Source organism: Streptomyces sp. NPDC104367, from assembly GCF_055583825.1.
On record NZ_JBVJND010000050.1, the window covers coordinates 1 to 15549 of the forward strand.

Consider the following 15549-nt stretch of genomic DNA (forward strand, 5'->3'; position numbering starts at 1 on the left):
GTTGTCGTTCACTCGCTCACCTTCCGCCGCATCGCCTTGTCCGTGTCGTACAGCTCGATTTCCGCCTCGGTCAGGTCGAGGCGGGCCGGGGCCCCGGCCCGGGTGCCGATCTTGATCAAGTACTTGCCCCGGCCGGGGTGGCGCTGGTTGGTTCCGTCCACGCCCGTGATGCTCGGCGCGGACCAGGAGGCCACGAGGCTCTGTTCCTCGGAGGTGAGGGGCCGTTGGGCGTTGACGCGCTCCAGCTCGCCCGCCGACAGCGCGCCCAGGATGAGCGAGTCGCACCGGTCCATCAGGCCCAAGGCCTTGGCACGATCCTCCGGGTTCGGCAGCGACTCGGGGTCGCGCAGACTATGCGTGACCATGATCGTCACCTCACCTTTGTTCCGGTTGAGGCGGGTCATGCCGTCCATGGCCTCCACCATCCCCGGCCCGGCCCGCAGGGCTCTCCACATCTCATCGAGCGGCAGCACCAACGGGCGGTCCATCATGCCCAGGGCCCTGGCGGAGTCGATGGCGCCGTACGCGTACGACCAGGTCGCCAACAGGCCCGCGGCCACGACCTGATCACCGGCCGTCAGGAGCGCTGACAGGTCCACGCTCACGGCCGGGGCGTCCAGGTTGAGCGGCTGTGTGGTCGGGCCGTCGAACAGACCGGCCAACGGGCCCTGACACAGGTTCTCCAGCGCCAGCGTGACCTCCCGGACCAGCGACCGGTAGTCGTCCACGTTGTCCACGAGCAGCTTGTTCCACAGCTCTTTGGGACCCTCCCGCAGGACCCGCACCACGTCCGGGATCACCGGGTCATCGGCCAGGGCCTCGGAGACCCGTTCTACCGCCGCGCCCACCACGTTGGCCTCGGGCGCCGTGGGCCGCCGGCCGAGGCCGTGCGGGGTGGCGAGGAGGGCATGGAGCAGGTCGGCCCGGCGTCCGTTGATCTCCGCTTGCAGGACCCTTTGCTGTTCCTCGGGCATCAGGTGCAGCCGGCGCCGCAGGGGCCCGGAGTCGAGCGGGTTGAGCCGGTCGAGGCCTCGGCCGATGCGGACGACCTGGCCGCCGAGCCCCCGCACCAGGGGCGCGTACTCGCCCTTGACGTCGCCGGGGACCACGATCATCGAGCCGTACGAGGAGTACACGAGCGCGATGCGTTTGGTGATCGCGGACTTCCCGGCGCCGGGCTGAGCCATGATCCAAACGCCGGGGTTCTGGACGAGCCGCCCGACCCAGCCCTGAGGGTCGAAGCACACCATTTCGCGGGTGAGCAGGTCGGTGCCGACCGGCACCCCCTCGGCCGGCAGCGGGGCCCCCAGGACGAAGGGGAACAGGCCGGCTACCTCGGTTGTGGTGCCGAGGTAGACCGCGCCACGGTCGGTGTGCGGACTGCGCCCGGACCCGGCTCCGCGCCAGCCTCGGCGCGGAGCGATCACCTTTCCGTTCAGCCGCCACGCGGTAGGCTCCGCCTCGGCGGTCCCGGCTTCCTCATAAAGCCGGGACCGCTGTGCGTCCTGCGCCGGGCGGTTCTTTCGCCTGATCATCAGTTCCTTTCTGGGGTCAGGGTCAGGCGAGCGGGTGCACGCCGACCGGCAGGCCCGCCACGAACGCGGCGGCCTGGCCGCCGTATGCGTACCGGAACCGCAGGCCACCGGCCCGCTTTGCGATCTGCTCGACCTCCCGCCGGGCGGCGGTGAGGTCTGCCGGGTTGGTCACGGTCGTGGTGATGTAGATCGTCCACTGTGTGAAGCCGGCGCCGTACGCTTCCTGTTCGGCGTTGCGCTCGGCGGCCGCCGCGTCGGCCCGCTCGCGGCGGGTGGTGGTGCGCTGCGAGCGGCGGCGGTACTCCTCCCGGGCGTCGGAGGCGTTCAGTTCGCGCTCCACCACCGCGGCCGCTTCCTCGGTCGGCAGGACGCGGTACCCGATGGTGATCCGCCGCACGAACTTGCCCGGCGCCATCAGCGGCAACAGCACGTCGTACGTCACCGGCTTGCGGGGAGCCTCCCGCAGCACCCAGGACACGGACACGGCGCCATCGTGGCGGTAGTCGGTCCATCCGTCCTCGGCGGCCGCCGGCCCCGCATCATCCCAGTTCAGCGCTTCCATGTCCTTTTCGGAGGCGTCCGCGTCCTCGGGCCGGAACGCACCCCTGACGAGGCGGATGAGATCCGTGTCCGTGGCCCGCCGCAGCACGTCCGCGCCCGCTCCGGTCAGGTCGACGCCATCGAGCCGCCGCAGCGTCTCGGCCGCCGCTTCCTCCGGGGAGGCGGGGCGGTCGACCGCCCGGCCCGGCGAGGTCACGAGGGTGAGCCACGCCGCCAGTTGCGTACTGGCACGCGGCGCACTCCTGACGAGTTCCGTCACCGTGGCCCTGGCCAGGTCCGGCGACTTGCTGTCGACCCGCCCCCGCACGTGATCGCCCAGCGCCGTGCCCGAGGCCGGGGTGATCTGGAGTGTCACCGTGGCCGCGTCCACGCTGTCCTCATTGGCGAGCGCGGCCAGCGCGTCCCCCCAGCTCGCCACGTTGGCGTTCACCTGGGAGCGGTTGGCCAGCAGCGCGCCGCCCGGCGACAGCAGGAGCGTGGCCGCCATCTGGCCCGTCGCCTGATTCCAGATCAGGCCCGCCCGTCCCCCGCCGGAGTCCTCCACTTGCAGGAGCTTGGTCGGCGCCAGCACGCCCGGCAGGTCCAGTGCCTTGGGGTGCGGCAGGTACAGACCGCGATAGCTGGTCTCTCCCCGCCAGGCCGCCCACTGCCAGCGTGCCCGGCCCATCATCAGGTCCAGCAGCGGCATTCCGTGCCGCTGCCAGCAGGCCAGCACGATGACCACCAGGGCGATGGGCCCGGACACCAGGACGGTGCGCAGCCCCGCCGCGTTGGCGATCAGGATCGGCACGATGATGCTGGTGACGATGACGAGCGTCTGCCCGCCGTTGAGAAGACCGATCCCGAGGGAGCGGGACCGGCGCCACCCGCCGTACAGGCGGGGAGGCTGTTCCGTGGCCGACATGCTTACTGCCCTCCGTTGTTGTGGCCGGGACCGCGGGCCCCGTTGTGTCCGGCCTCGGACGCGCGGACGGCGATCGTCACGCCGTTGCCTGCCGAGTTGTTCGCGGCACCGGCAGCCGAGCCGCCGCCCGCACTCGCGCCGGCACCGGCCGGAGCCGATCCGCCGTCCCGGCCCTGGCCGTCGCGTCCGCCCGCAGACCGGCTGTCGGGGCCGCCTTGCTGCTGCGGGACACCGCCTTGCTGGCCGCCCATGGCGCCGCCGGCCGTGTCCACGGCCCCCTTGGCCGCCTGCACAGCCGCCAGGGAGGGGTTTGCCCCAGCAGCCCCGTTGGGCCCGCCAGTGGGGTTGATCTTGTCCATCTGCTGTGCGTGCTTCGTGGCGGTCGTCGGGGAATCCTTGCCGTCGCTCTTGCCGAACTTGTCCATCAGTCCGGCCACGCCACCGGCCGCAGACAGGGCATTGGCGAAACCGCCGCTCGAAGCCCCGGCCATGGAGGCACCCAGAGGCGCGAACAGCGCCAGGAGGTACTTCAGCGCGAAGACGGACAGGACCAGGGTCACCAAGCCTCTGAACCAGTCCACGAATTCGTCACCGTTGGCGACTTCAACGAACCCGGCCGAGATGATCAGCGCGGCCGCAGGCTTGTAGACGATCACGACGCCGATACTCGTGTAGATCCGTGGGAGCCACTGCTTTGCCTTTTCTCCGCCGATCTGCCCCGCGCCCGCAATCGGCAGCATCAGGGACTGCACCGGGATTGCCGCCTGGCGGAGGAAGTTCAGCACGAATTGAGCGCCGCCGACCAGGAAGACAATGCACGCCATGACCAGCAGGCCCATGGGATTGAAGCCCTGCGGCAGCAGCATGGCCACCACGCGGTCCGTGAGTTTGTCATCCCCTTGGAACGCCACATTGATAATCGCCGACGTGAGCTGATCCGAGGCGATCAGCAGAGAGTCGATGACGGTGACGCCCAGCACGCACACCAACACGTTGATGACGAGGCCCTGGAGCGCGTCAGCCAGTGGCTTTCCCTTGCGCTGGACCATGGCCCGGATGCCTTGCATCATCACCAGGAGAATGGCGATCATTTCGCCGACGCCGAGCATGATGGCTTGCAGCGAGAATGTGACTGTCGAGCCGTCAGGCATTTTCCCTGTCTGGGAGTCCGTGACTCCGGAGTCCTTTACCTGAATGCTCGGAGTCGTCAGCCACCAGGTGAGCCCGACTTTGAGCATCTGGGTCACGAATTCGGACATGCCGTCAGCCATGGGTTTGACGACCGTGCTTGTGAGGGCATCCGAAACGGCCGCTGTGGCCTTTGGCGCGACGACCTTTCCGGCGACACAGGCCGCACTTCCCAGACCGCCGAGAGGCGGCGTCAGCACGGCGTTACAGGCCACGTCCCACCAGCCGATGCCGTCGGCGAGTGGCCGGGCGGGAACGGACGCCGGTACGGCGGCCGCCACGGAGGCGGGCGCGACAGCGGGTGCCACGGCGGGCACGGCCCCGGCCGGAGTCGCCGCCATCGCCGGGGCAGCGGCAGGCAGCAGCAGCGCCAGGACCACGGCGACGAACAGGCCGCGCAACGTCCTCATCGCGTGTCCCCTTCCTGGAGGGCGGACCATCCGGCGGTGTTGAAGCCGGCGGTGCCCAGGTCGGACGGGTCGGGGCTGGTCTGCGGGGCGCCTGTCTTGGAGTGCCAGTCGTTCGCGGTCCATACGTAGGTGTTCGTAGTCGCCAGGAGCTGAGTCTTTTCGGCCGTGCCGCTGCCGGGGGTGTAGACGACCCGCGCGAGGACGGACACCGTCACCGAGTCGGCGGAGGACGCCGTGTACTGCACGCCGATGACGAAGACGTTCATGTGGGCCCCGGAGGGCAGGGCGCCGGTTCCGGGCACGCCCGCGCTCAGGCGTGAGCTGGTGGTGGACTGCCGCGCCTCTTGCTGCACGGTGGCCGCCTCGGAGGGCACGGCGTACACGGCGGCGGCCGTCGCGGCGGCATCGGGGTCCCAGGTCCAGCCGTAGCGGACGCTGGACACGGCGGCAGCGGCAGCGCCCTCGGGGGTGTGCCCGAACTGGACCGGCAGCCCGCTCTTCTTGCTCTTGCCGGAGGGCAGGACCGCCCACTTCTGCGGCGCGACGTATCCGCCGTCCGAGGACTGCGTGGGCAGCGGCGAGGCCGAGGCGGACGAGGAGGCCGCCGCCGACGAGGAGGGACCCGGGGAGGCGGAGGGGGATCCGCCGTGGTTGACCGCCAGGGCGACCACCACGCCCGCCAGGGCCACGATCACGCCGCCGGCGGCGAACAGCAGCCGGCGCATACGCCGGGCCGCCGCGCGTTGCAGGTCGAGGGTCATCGGGTCAGCCGCCCATCAGCGCGGTGACGATGCTCACCGAGAGCGTGACGATCGAGCCGCCCGCGATGACCCACACCAGGCCGCTCGCGCCCTCGGCCGCCAGGTGGGACCGGTTGCGGCGGCCGACCATCATCATCACGCCGCAGGCGATGAGGCCCATCACCCCGGCGAACATGCCGATGTACTTCGCCCACGAGATCCAGTCGGAGAAGGTCCCTCCCATCCCGGGCGGGGTGGCCGGGGCCGGGTTGGGGAGACCGTCCGCCAGGACCGTCACGTGGTGCAGATCGAGCACGATGTTTCCTTCCATCAGTCGGAGAAGCCGAGGCAGGCCCGCAGGTTGCGACCGGCCTTGGACACCGGAGCGTGCGTCAGGGCCTCGGCGGGATCGTCAACCAGCCGCAGCCGGTAGAGGTACGGCACATGGGCGATGCCCAGGGTGCGCGTGGCCACGGTCCGCAGCCGGTAGCGGACAGGCATCGGAGGCCGCAGCGGGGCGTCACGGATGACGACCAGCCACGGCCTCGGGATGTCCGGGTGCCACCGGTTCAAAAGTTCTTGTGTCCTGTGCAACCCATAAGCAGTTGAACGGGTCACCACAACAGGGATGTAGTTGTGGGGCAGGTGTTGCCCAGGGGACAACTCCACTGCCCAGCCCTGGCTTTGAGGGTCGAGCAGACGCACGACCGTGGAGATTCCCGCCCCTCCGTGCGCTCCCAGGACGGCGAGCCCGTGTTGGGGAGCGGTCGGGGAGGCGGGAGTTCGACGTGCCATCACATCCCCCTCGTTACTTGCAGAATACGGATCATCACTGAGAGGCTAACATGAGTTACTGCTAGAAACTACTTATAAAAGTTGGCGATCGATGAGCTCAAAGCCCGCCGGAGTCTTCCGGCCCTCCGTGCTCGCAGGCCTGCGGCAACGGGCCCAACTCAGCCGCGCGGAACTGGCGTTGCTCGCCAGCGTCAGCCCCGAGACCGTGCGGGCGGCCGAGACCGGGAAGCGCTCTCCCTCGGCCCGGGTGCTGCACGCTCTCGCCCAGGCCCTGGCCGTCCCCGTCGACCAGCTCTCTCCGGTCGGGACAACGACGCCGACGCTCAAGCAGCTACGGGGCCGTACCGGACGGACCCAGAAGGAGACCGCCGAGGCGATCGGCGTAAGCGGCCAGATGGTCAGCCGAGTTGAGGCAGGCGTGTACGGGGTGCGTGACCCGGTTCGGTGGGCGGCCGGCTACCAGGTCAGCCCTGAGGAGTGGACAGCCGCGTGGGAGGCCGGCAAGGAGGCGCGGCGCAAGGAGATCAAGACCAAGGCGAAGCCGGGACGGACGCCGGGACGAAGGGGAGGGACCGCGTGTCAGGCAAGCTCGCAGCCGGAGCAGCCGCAGCAGTCGGAGGGTTGATCCTGGCGAGCGTGATCGGTGCCGCCGCCGTGGGAGGTACGCCCGCCTCGGCCGCCAGCGCGACCGGCATCAAGGCGGGGAAGGTGCCCGCGGCCTTTCTCCCGTGGGTGATGAAGGCCGGTGCCCTGTGCGCCGACGAGTCGCCCGCGCTCATCGCCGCCCAGCTCTACCAGGAGAGCCATTTCGACGCGGCCGCCGTGGGACCGGAGACCAGCTCAGGCACGGCCAAGGGGGCGGCGCAGTTCACCGACTCCTCATGGGGAACATGGGGGCGTGACGACGACGGCAGCGGAACAGCCTCCCCCTACGACATAGGCGACGCCGTGATGGCCCAGGGCCGGTACATGTGCGCCCTGATCGAGCGGGCGAAGGGCAGCGGGTACCCCGGCGGCGCCGTGGCCCTGGCCCTGGCCGGCTACAACGCCGGGTGGGGACGCGTCGACCAGTTCGGGGGCGTGCCGCCGGAGTCGTTCGCGCAGGGCCAGACGTACAACTACGTGCACGACATCATCGACCGGGCCGCCGAGTGGGCGGACGCTGTGCCGGCCGTCACCGGGACCGGCTCCGGAGCCGACGCGGTCAGGAAGGCCTCCGTATACCTGGGGCTTCCGTACGTGTGGGGAGGCGGAACCCCCGAGGGGCCGTCGGCGGGTTTCTGTTCCGGCAACAACGGCTATTTGAACGGGACTTGCTTCGCCGCCAGCCACGAGGGGTTCGACTGTTCCAGCCTCACACAGAACGCGTGGTGGTCGTCCACCCACCTCCCCCGTACCGCCGCCGACCAGTACAACGCCACCGCCTCACACCCCGTCAGCATGGACGCCCTACAGGCCGGAGACCTGATCTTCTACTCTCACACCGGCAGCGGCAGCGACGCGTACCACGTCGTCATGTACTACGGGGACGGGAAGATCATCGAGGCCCCCAAGACCGGCAAAAATGTGCAAATAGTCAATCTCTACCGCACGGGCGGATTGGTCGGAGCCACCCGACCCGCTTAGCGTGCACACGCGAACTCCGGACACGCCGCACGACGAGGCGCCCGCCGTCCCGAAGGACGGCGGGCGCCTCGGTCCAGTTGGACTACGCGGCCGAGGTAGCCGCCGTGGCCTCGGGGCGCGCGTCGAAGTACACCGCCGGTCCGGTGCGGTTCAATGCCACCAGCAGCGCCACCAGATCGTCACCCTCCGTCGGAACGACCGCCCGGTAGGCCGGGGGTGCGTCGACCTCCGCGACGTCGACCAGTTCGACCGCCGCCGCAGACTCGACGTCGACCGGCGCCGGGGGCAGCACCGCCCATCCCCCGGCCGGCTCCCGGGGAGCGAGCGGAGACCCCTTCGCGCCAGCAGCCTGCACCGACGTATCCGACGACTCACGTACAGTCATGGCAGATCCTCCAAACAGGATCGAGACCCGGACGACGAGACGCAGAACGCCGCCCGTGGTCGGTGGTCTGCGGGGTCAGGTGGCTGCCTGACCCCGCAGTTTGCGGTAAGGGCGGTTGCCCCGGTGCACAACCTAACTTCAAGAGTCTTGAAGTTCAAGACTCTTGAAGTTAGGTTGTGGCGTGTGTCGCCGAGTCGACATCTGCCAGACTCGGGCGCACAACAGGCGGCATCGGTGCCGCCGCGAGGAAGTCAAAGACTTCAAGAGACTTGAAGTCTCGTAGTTTTGTAGTCCATGACTTCAAGACTCTTGATGTGTGGAGGTTCAAGAGAGTGGAACTACCAGGAACGTTCCTCGCGGGCCCGCGCGCCCAAGGTCCGTACTCGGTCTCTGTCTGGGGCGGCAAAGGCGGCATCGGGAAGACGACCGACGCGTTCGAGGCCGCCTACATGCTCGGTCTGGTCGGCCCCACGCTTCTGATCAACGCCGACAAGAAGCAGATTGAGGGCGGCAGCGACGAACTGTATGGAGCCCTCCGCAAGACGCTGGAGTCGCAGCAGCCGCCCGCGCGCCCGCACTTCGACTACACCGAGACGGAGAGCGCCGCAGATCTGGCAAGCATCCGGAAACTGCGGCAGTACCGCTTTGTGGTCACGGATCACGCGCCGTACCGCGATGAGGCCAAGCTGAAGCAGGCCGCGCAGTCTGATCTGACCATCGTGCCCATCCCGCCGCGCCGTCTCGACTCGAAGGCAGTGCTCGGAAGTGTCGGCAAGTACCTGGCCGGCACCCCGTACCGCATCCATCTGACGATGGTCAGGCACGTGGACAAAAGCCGGGCCGCGTCCATGAAGCGCAGTCTCGAAGACCTCGGCCTACCCGTGTTCCGGGGATGGCTGAGGGTCTACAACGCCCACGAGATGTTGAACGGGCACGCGATCTTCGAGAACGCCACGACCGACGAGCAGGCGGCGAAGGCCGCCGCGGATGCCTACATGTTCGGTGACGAGATCCTTCGACACCTCGGCGAGCCCCACGAGGTGCCGAAGTTCGACGGCTGGAAGGGCTACGAGGCATACGCGCGATGAGCAGCGGAGGAGTGCAGGACTTCGGCAACCTGTTCGGAGATGCGGCGGCTGGCCTGGCCTCGGCACCCAGCCGGAAGCCAGGAAAGGTCAGGCCCAAGTACACGCAGATCAGGGATGATCAGTGGTCGGAGCTTGACGACCTTGCGCGGGAGCTGATGGACGCTCGGTCGGAGAAGGGACGCCGGATCACCTCAAACTCCCTGATCAGGGTGGCGATTGACGCGCTTCTGGCCCAGCGACAGCACCTTTACGGCGACGACGAGGACGCGATCAGGGCCAATTATTTCGAGACTCTTGGAGTTCAAGACACTGAAACATCGGGACATCAAGAGTCTTGATGTCTTGGAGTTCCAGGCAGCGCGGCCCCGGTCCGCCTTCCCAAGCAAGACCCGGGGCCACTCACCGAGGAGGAGACCTCCCCATGTACGACCAGAGTAAGGCCCACCAGGGCAGAGCCGACACCACACGAGCGACGACCGGCCAGGTCACGGGAGAGCGCCGATGATCCGCGACCAGCTCACCCAGTGGGCGCCGACCGGACTCACGACCGCCGTTGTGGCGGGCGTCGGCATCGTGGGCGCCGTTCTGGCCGCCCGTCGGCTCAAGGCGGCCGCGCAGGCCGAGCGCCGTAAGTTCTCGGCGGGGACGCTTGCGGCGGTTGTCGCGTTCGTGATCTGCACGTCCGTATCGCTGAACACGAGTTACCGGTTCACGCTGGACGGCCTCGGGATGACCGGGACGCCGGAACGCATCCTGTCGTGTGCCGCGTTCGAGAGCCTGTTGGCCATGTGCGTTCTCGGCGCCCGTGAACGGATGGCAGGCCCGGACAAGTCCCCCGGATGGTACGGCGGCGCCGTCTGGGCCTTTGCCGCCCTGTCGGCCGTACCTGCATGGCACGAGGGCGACGGTCTGACGACCGGCACGGCCGTCCGTATCATCATCGGTTCCTTCGGGTCTGCCCTGGCCGCACACAGCGCCCTCGGCCTGGACCTGAAGCACCGCAGCGGCGACGAGAGCCAAGCGCCGCTCGCGCAGATCACCCGGGACCTCCGCGAACGCCTCATGGCGCGACTCGGCCTCAGCCACCGCAACCGCACCGCGACGGAGATTGCGCGGGACCGCGCACTGTCGAAGGCCATCGACCTGGCCGACCGGCACGACCGGCTGAAGCCCGAAGACAAGACCAAGCGCCGCGGTGCCCGGATCGCCCGTCGACTGGCGAAGTGGCAGGACCGCGCCGGCATCGCGTTGGACCCGGCACAGGCCGAGGCCTACCGGGCACGGCTGGCACAACGGCGATTCTCTACCTCCGTGGAGATCTCCGAGAACGAGTCGCCGTGGCACAAGGCTTCCGTCATCGAGGAGGCACAGGAGGCAGCGGACACGGCGCGCCAAGAGGCCGACGAACTGCGTGGTGATCTCCAGACGGCACAGGAGCAGGCCGAGAGCCTGCGCCAGCAGCTTGACGAGGCACAGGCGGAGTACGTCCGGCACATCGAGGAACTCGCCGCGCGCGTGGAGGCACAGCTGTTGGCGCACCTTGGCACATCTGCCGTTCCTGGCCCACGCGTCGAGGCGTACACCGACGACGAGGAGGAGCCGGCCGAATGCGTCGAGCCCTCGGAAGCGGGCGAAGCCAGCCAGTACGGCACTGCGGCGGCACAAGGGACGCGTGCCCGTGCCGAGGCCCGCGTGCCGCAGGCCGAGCCTGACGAGGACGAGCACCAGGACCAGGACCAGCACGAGGCTTCCGCACTCCGCCCCCTGGCGAGCTACCCGACCAGGAAGGCCGCGATCCAAGCCCTGTACAGGGCCCGTATCCAGCGCGGCGACAACCGCAACGTCAACCAGATCACAGACGCGCTTCTGGCCGAGTTCCGGGCTGAGGGCATCGGGTACGACCGAGGACCGGCACACCGGGCGGTTTCCGAGTTGCACGCCCCTGCCGACCACGCCCACGCGGACGTTCGACAGGCCGAGTTGGCCGGGGTCTGACCCCACCGCAGGCATACGCCGGGGCACAGCGTGATCGTGTCCCGGCACACCTGGCGGCACAACGCGTGCCGCTCCGGCCCCACGGGCCAACAGAGGCGCAGAGTCCAAGACTTCGGAACTCCTGAACTTTCGGTGTCCTGAAGTCTCATAGTCCAGAACTTCAAGACTCTTGAAGTGGGGAGTGTGACCATGACCACCGGGGCCGAGGCACAAGAGCAGCCGTTAGACCCGGCAAGCCCCAACGCCGTGCCAGCGTCCAGGGGGAGCGGGCACAACGAGCACCTCGCGCACGCGCAAGGGCGCCTTGCCCGTGTTCTCGACGTCCATACGGTCGTGCGGGACGCCCAGCAGGAAGCGGAGTCGGCCCGCCGTACGGCTGGAGAGGCACAACAGCACAAGGCCGAAGCCGTCGAACAAGCCCGGCACATGGAAGACGCGGCAAACGCGGCACACGAGGCCGCAGAGGCCGCAGAGGCGAGGGCGGAGAACCTGCGCACCGAGCTGAGAGAAGCTCGCGAGGACACCGCGACACTGCGCCGCCAACTCACCGACGAGCAGCAGGCACGTGGGACAGCCGAGGAGGCACAGCAGCAGGCCGAGGGTGGGCGTGCCGCGGCGGTGCAGCTCGCCGAACAGGCACAGCACGCCGCCCAGCGCGCCCAGGCCGAGGCCGGCGCCGTACGCCAGCAGCTCGCCGAGGCGTCTCGCGAGCGCGACGCCCTACGCGAGGCACTGAGGCGGGCCGAGCAGCAGAACGGGCGATACCAGGAGGCACAGCAGCAGGCCGAGGGTGGGCGTGCCGCGGCGGTGCAGCTCGCCGGACAGGCACAGCACGCCGCCCAGCGCGCCCAGGCCGAGGCCGGCGCCGTACGCCAGCAACTCGCCGCCGAGCGAGAGGCACACGAGGCCACACAGGCAGCACGCGAACAGGAGCACACGGACGCTCGGCGCGCCGTGGAATCGGCACACCAGGAGGCTCGCGCGGCACGCGATGAAGCGGAGATGCTGCGCCGGCAACTGGACGCGGCACAGGACACGACAGCCGACGAGGCAGTTGTGCCCGAGAGCGGCACACCGGCACAGAAGCGCGTCCAGCCCAAACGGCGCAGGCGTAAAGGCCGGTAGATCAAACACGCAGGGGGCCGCTCACAAGCGGCCCCCTGCGTGTTTGATCTAGGAACCAAGGCGCCGAGCGCGCAGGTCCTCGGCCCATGTCCGTAGCGGGTGTTCGAGGGCGAGGTTGTCGCCCCGGTCGACGGTTTGCAGCAGCATGGCGCACACGGTCGCCTCCGCGGCGAGTCCCTCCGGGCGGCCAAGGACGGGGAAGGTCTCGCGGACGTGGTCGGCGACGTTTGGACGCGGCAGCGAGTAGGCGTAGAGCATGGCCGCATCGAACCCGATCGGGGCGGTGCCCCAGCCCTCCCAGTCGAGGATCATCAGCCGGGGGCCGGTCAGGTTCGCCCAGTGCAGATCACCGTGCGAGCTCGCCCAGCTGGTCACCTGTGGTGCGGGCATGCCGACGTACTGCGGGATCGCCCGCGCCATGTACTGCGGGCGGGCCGCCACACGGTCCGTGGGGACTGTCGCGAGTTTCTGGAGAGCCTCGGCCAGCTCTGCCCACCAGGCGGCGGGTAGGTCGAGGTCACGGTGCAGGATCGGGACGGCGGAGAGCACCGGAGTGCTGACGCGTACGGAGAGTTCGGCGCGGTAGGCGGTGCCGTCCTCAGTCTCGTCGTGCAGGCCGATCAGCGCGGGCCGGTGTCCGTCGAGGTCGCCGAGCGCCTGTTGCGCGTCGATCGCGCCGTTCCACAGCTTGCCGGAGGCCCTGGCGGCCGGTTCGGCGACCAGCCGCAGCCACACGGGGGTGCCGGCGGTGGTCAGGGCCGGGGCACCCAGGGTGCGCCCGGCCCATCCCCAGAACTCCCCGCCCGCCTGCACGGTCGCGCTCAGGGCCTGCGCCGCCCGTTGGTGGTGGGCGCGCATGCGTTGGGCGACGGCCGGGTCAGACGGAGGCGAGTACACCAGTGATCTCCCGCAAACGGGCTGTGTCCAGCGGAGGTTGAGCGACGGCATCGGCCGCCTCCCGCCAGTGTGGCGCACTGGAGGCCGCCACCAGGACCCGCGTCACCCCTGGGCATGACGCCGCCGTGAGGATGCAGGCCTGCGCCGGGGTCAGGCCGGGCCGGATGAGGTCGAGGAGTTCTGTGCCGACCATCGCGACCAGCTCGCCGCCGTGCAGCGGAGCCGACGCCATGACCTCCAGCCCCGCCTCAGCGGCGGCCCGCACCGGGCCGTGCCCGTCGAGGGACTGCACGATCGGGGTCATCATCACCAGACTGACGGGCAGTTGGACGGCCGCCAGATGGTGATCCGGCCCGCCGGCCGCCTCGGCGGCCAGGGCGAGGAGTTCGGGCACGGCGAACGCGCCGTCGGTCAGCCCGTGCCAGGTGGCCACCCCGTACCCGGCGATGAGTCCGGTGGACGCCTCCGCCTCCAGGACCGCGAAGGCCTCCCGGATCGCCGTATGGAGGGCGGCACGGTCCCCGTGGCCGGCCCGCTCCGGGTTGTGGAGCAGGACGGCCCCCAGGCTCCGCCGCCCCAGTTCGGCGGCATTGCGGCGGGTCTGCCAGCGCACGTACGCGGGCGCGAGGCTGTGACCGTCCGCAGCCGCCTGCGGGGTGAGGGCCCCGGCGTCGACCGCCGCGGTGCCGGTGACGTACCCGACCTTGGTGGAGACCCCCACGCCCGGGTGCGTGGCCAGCACCTCGGCCAACTCGGTCTGTGCCCGGCCGTGGGCGTAGTTGGGGGCGGTGTCGATCCAGGTCACGCCGGAGGCGGCCGCACGGGCGGCCGCCTCCGGGATGTGCCGGCACCGGTAGGTGCCCAGGGCCAGCGAGGCCGTCACGGCATGCTCCCCACCACCGCGGCCTGGCCGGTCACGAGTTCCTGGACGAGCCCGGCGACCGACTCGACGTCGAGGTCTGCGGCGGCCGCGAGGGTGGCCAGGGCGACGGTCTCGCCCTTCACCAGCCACCGCAGCACCGGAGCGGCGGCCGGGGCGAATTCGTAGGTACTGCCGGCCGCCGCCAGCGTCGCCGCGTCGTCGGTGACGTCGAGGGTGGCCAGGGCGGTGGTCAGCCTCACCCGCAGGTCGCCGTCAGCAGGGATGCCGCCGACGTACGGCAGACTCGGCACCATCCGCCCGGGGGCCCGGCCGCCCATCGCCTCGGTGTACCGGGCGATCAGCCGCGGGTCGTCGAGCTGTTCGAGCAGCAGTTTCCGCAACCCGTGCAGGGCCTCCGCCTGGACGGCCGGGGGCGCGAGCTGGGGCAGGTCACGCCGCCATTCCTCCTGTTCGAGCAGCGTTTCACCGACCCAGGCGAGCAGGTCAGAGGCCGTGTGCGTGTGGAGACCGTAGGTGACGTGCAGGGAGCGGGCGCCCTGGTCGGCGGCGACCGCATGCCAGACGCCGCGCGGCACGTACAGCACGTCCCCGGGGTCGAGGACGAGTTCGGCGACCGGCTCGGCGGGCGGGTCGGCCGGGGTCTCGACGTCACGGTGCAGCGGGTACGGCCGCGTACTGCCGTACAGGCACCAGCGTTTACGGCCGTCCACCTGGACGACCAGGGTGTCATGATCGTCCCAGTGGACGTTGAACCCCTGCGCCTCGGTCCAGGACGCGTACAGGTTCGCCTGTACCCGGGTACGGAGCGCGCGTTCGATGTCCTCGGCGAGCCGGGCGATCGGCCGGTGCATCTCGTCCACGGAGTCCAGGACGAGCGAGGCACCGTCAGCGAGACGGGCGTGCAGCTCTGCGGGCTGGAGCCGCCGCCACACGGTGTGCCGGCGGGTCGTCAGGGGCTCGGTGTAGGCGGTCACCTGGAGCGGGGGCCCGTCCTTGTGCAGCCGCATACGGGGCGGCTCCAGGCGCTGAGTGGCCAACAGGGCGTTGAGGTCATCCCAGGTCATCAGCCCGGCGACGTCTACGGCGCCCGGGAAGTGCCGGTATTCGCGGTGAAGTGCCTGGGCGGGAAAGTCCCCGCCCAGGCACGCCGCGATGGACGGTGTCGTCATCGCGAGTGATCCGCCCTTGTCAGTCGTTGCTGTCCGAGACGCCGGACGAACCGCCGTCGCTCGGGGTGGCGGTACGCGACCGGGCGGCGGTGATCTGCTGACGGGAACGCAGCAGGCCACCGGACGACGGGGCCGACTGGGGCGTGACGGGAACCGGCATGGTTCCTCCCTCACTGGTAGGGCGGCCGGGCCTGGACGGCTCGGCCAGGGCACACGCCAGTCAACCCGGGCGAGCGGAGGCCGGTAAT

17 protein-coding genes are annotated in these 15549 nt (G+C 69.9%); 6 read left to right on the forward strand and 11 right to left on the reverse strand.

Annotated elements, in window-relative coordinates; genetic code table 11:
* Positions 1-8: 8 nt before the first annotated feature.
* The 6 genes from ACZ619_RS42410 to ACZ619_RS42435 all read right to left on the reverse strand — a co-directional run bounded on the left by ACZ619_RS42410 (position 9) and on the right by ACZ619_RS42435 (position 5911).
* Positions 9-1427: an ATP-binding protein gene (locus tag ACZ619_RS42410; RefSeq protein ID WP_469611139.1), complete on the reverse strand. Its 1419-nt coding sequence runs from the start codon at positions 1425-1427 to the stop codon at positions 9-11.
* Positions 1428-1557: 130 nt separating this feature from the next.
* The gene (locus ACZ619_RS42415) at positions 1558-3000 is read right to left on the reverse strand and encodes an SCO6880 family protein (protein ID WP_469611140.1); all 1443 of its coding nucleotides are present in this window, start codon (positions 2998-3000) and stop codon (positions 1558-1560) included.
* Positions 3001-3002: 2 nt separating this feature from the next.
* The gene (locus tag ACZ619_RS42420; RefSeq protein WP_469611142.1) at positions 3003-4598 is read right to left on the reverse strand and encodes a hypothetical protein; all 1596 of its coding nucleotides are present in this window, start codon (positions 4596-4598) and stop codon (positions 3003-3005) included.
* Positions 4595-5359, reverse strand: coding sequence for a hypothetical protein (locus tag ACZ619_RS42425; protein WP_469611144.1), 765 nt, complete (start codon positions 5357-5359; stop codon positions 4595-4597). Before ACZ619_RS42425 ends, ACZ619_RS42420 begins: the two co-directional genes overlap by 4 nt.
* A gap of 4 nt (positions 5360-5363) precedes the next feature.
* Complete coding sequence (locus ACZ619_RS42430) at positions 5364-5654, reverse strand: hypothetical protein (protein WP_469611146.1); 291 nt, start codon at positions 5652-5654, stop codon at positions 5364-5366.
* A 14-nt stretch (positions 5655-5668) separates the two neighbouring features.
* A complete protein-coding gene (locus ACZ619_RS42435) occupies positions 5669-5911 on the reverse strand; it encodes a hypothetical protein (RefSeq protein ID WP_469611148.1) in 243 nt (80 codons plus the stop codon).
* A 313-nt stretch (positions 5912-6224) separates the two neighbouring features.
* On the opposite strand from ACZ619_RS42435, the gene ACZ619_RS42440 reads away from it, so the two are divergent.
* Together ACZ619_RS42440 and ACZ619_RS42445 are read left to right on the forward strand one after the other, a co-directional pair.
* The gene (locus tag ACZ619_RS42440; RefSeq protein ID WP_469611150.1) at positions 6225-6758 is read left to right on the forward strand and encodes a helix-turn-helix domain-containing protein; all 534 of its coding nucleotides are present in this window, start codon (positions 6225-6227) and stop codon (positions 6756-6758) included.
* Positions 6759-6769: 11 nt separating this feature from the next.
* Positions 6770-7759, forward strand: coding sequence for a C40 family peptidase (locus tag ACZ619_RS42445; protein WP_469611152.1), 990 nt, complete (start codon positions 6770-6772; stop codon positions 7757-7759).
* A gap of 82 nt (positions 7760-7841) precedes the next feature.
* Here ACZ619_RS42445 and ACZ619_RS42450 read toward each other — a convergent pair whose 3' ends face one another.
* Positions 7842-8144 (reverse strand): hypothetical protein, encoded by a 303-nt coding sequence (locus ACZ619_RS42450; protein ID WP_469611153.1) that lies wholly within the window; start codon positions 8142-8144, stop codon positions 7842-7844.
* A 332-nt stretch (positions 8145-8476) separates the two neighbouring features.
* On the opposite strand from ACZ619_RS42450, the gene ACZ619_RS42455 reads away from it, so the two are divergent.
* The 4 genes from ACZ619_RS42455 to ACZ619_RS42470 all read left to right on the forward strand — a co-directional run bounded on the left by ACZ619_RS42455 (position 8477) and on the right by ACZ619_RS42470 (position 12352).
* Entirely contained in the window at positions 8477-9232 is a 756-nt protein-coding gene (locus ACZ619_RS42455; RefSeq protein ID WP_469611155.1) for a hypothetical protein, read from the forward strand.
* Positions 9229-9570 carry a hypothetical protein gene (locus ACZ619_RS42460; protein ID WP_469611157.1) on the forward strand — a complete coding sequence of 114 codons (342 nt, stop codon included), beginning with the start codon at positions 9229-9231 and terminating at the stop codon, positions 9568-9570. Before ACZ619_RS42455 ends, ACZ619_RS42460 begins: the two co-directional genes overlap by 4 nt.
* 163 nt (positions 9571-9733) lie before the next feature.
* Entirely contained in the window at positions 9734-11227 is a 1494-nt protein-coding gene (locus ACZ619_RS42465) for a hypothetical protein (RefSeq protein ID WP_469611158.1), read from the forward strand.
* Positions 11228-11416: 189 nt separating this feature from the next.
* Positions 11417-12352, forward strand: a complete 936-nt coding sequence (locus ACZ619_RS42470) for a hypothetical protein (protein WP_469611160.1) — start codon at positions 11417-11419, stop codon at positions 12350-12352.
* A 48-nt stretch (positions 12353-12400) separates the two neighbouring features.
* On the opposite strand, the gene ACZ619_RS42475 is transcribed toward ACZ619_RS42470, so the two are convergent.
* Genes ACZ619_RS42475 through ACZ619_RS42490 form a run of 4 tightly spaced genes read right to left on the reverse strand, consistent with a single transcriptional unit; the run spans position 12401 to position 15461 of the window.
* The gene (locus tag ACZ619_RS42475) at positions 12401-13249 is read right to left on the reverse strand and encodes a hypothetical protein (protein ID WP_469611162.1); all 849 of its coding nucleotides are present in this window, start codon (positions 13247-13249) and stop codon (positions 12401-12403) included.
* On the reverse strand, positions 13230-14132 hold the full coding sequence (locus tag ACZ619_RS42480; RefSeq protein ID WP_469611164.1) for an aldo/keto reductase: 903 nt from the start codon (positions 14130-14132) through the stop codon (positions 13230-13232). The genes ACZ619_RS42475 and ACZ619_RS42480 overlap by 20 nt, the downstream gene beginning before the upstream one ends.
* Positions 14129-15301, reverse strand: coding sequence for a cupin domain-containing protein (locus ACZ619_RS42485; protein WP_469611166.1), 1173 nt, complete (start codon positions 15299-15301; stop codon positions 14129-14131). The genes ACZ619_RS42480 and ACZ619_RS42485 overlap by 4 nt, the downstream gene beginning before the upstream one ends.
* A 19-nt stretch (positions 15302-15320) precedes the next feature.
* Positions 15321-15461 carry a hypothetical protein gene (locus ACZ619_RS42490; RefSeq protein WP_469611168.1) on the reverse strand — a complete coding sequence of 47 codons (141 nt, stop codon included), beginning with the start codon at positions 15459-15461 and terminating at the stop codon, positions 15321-15323.
* Between the last annotated feature and the right edge of the window lie 88 nt (positions 15462-15549).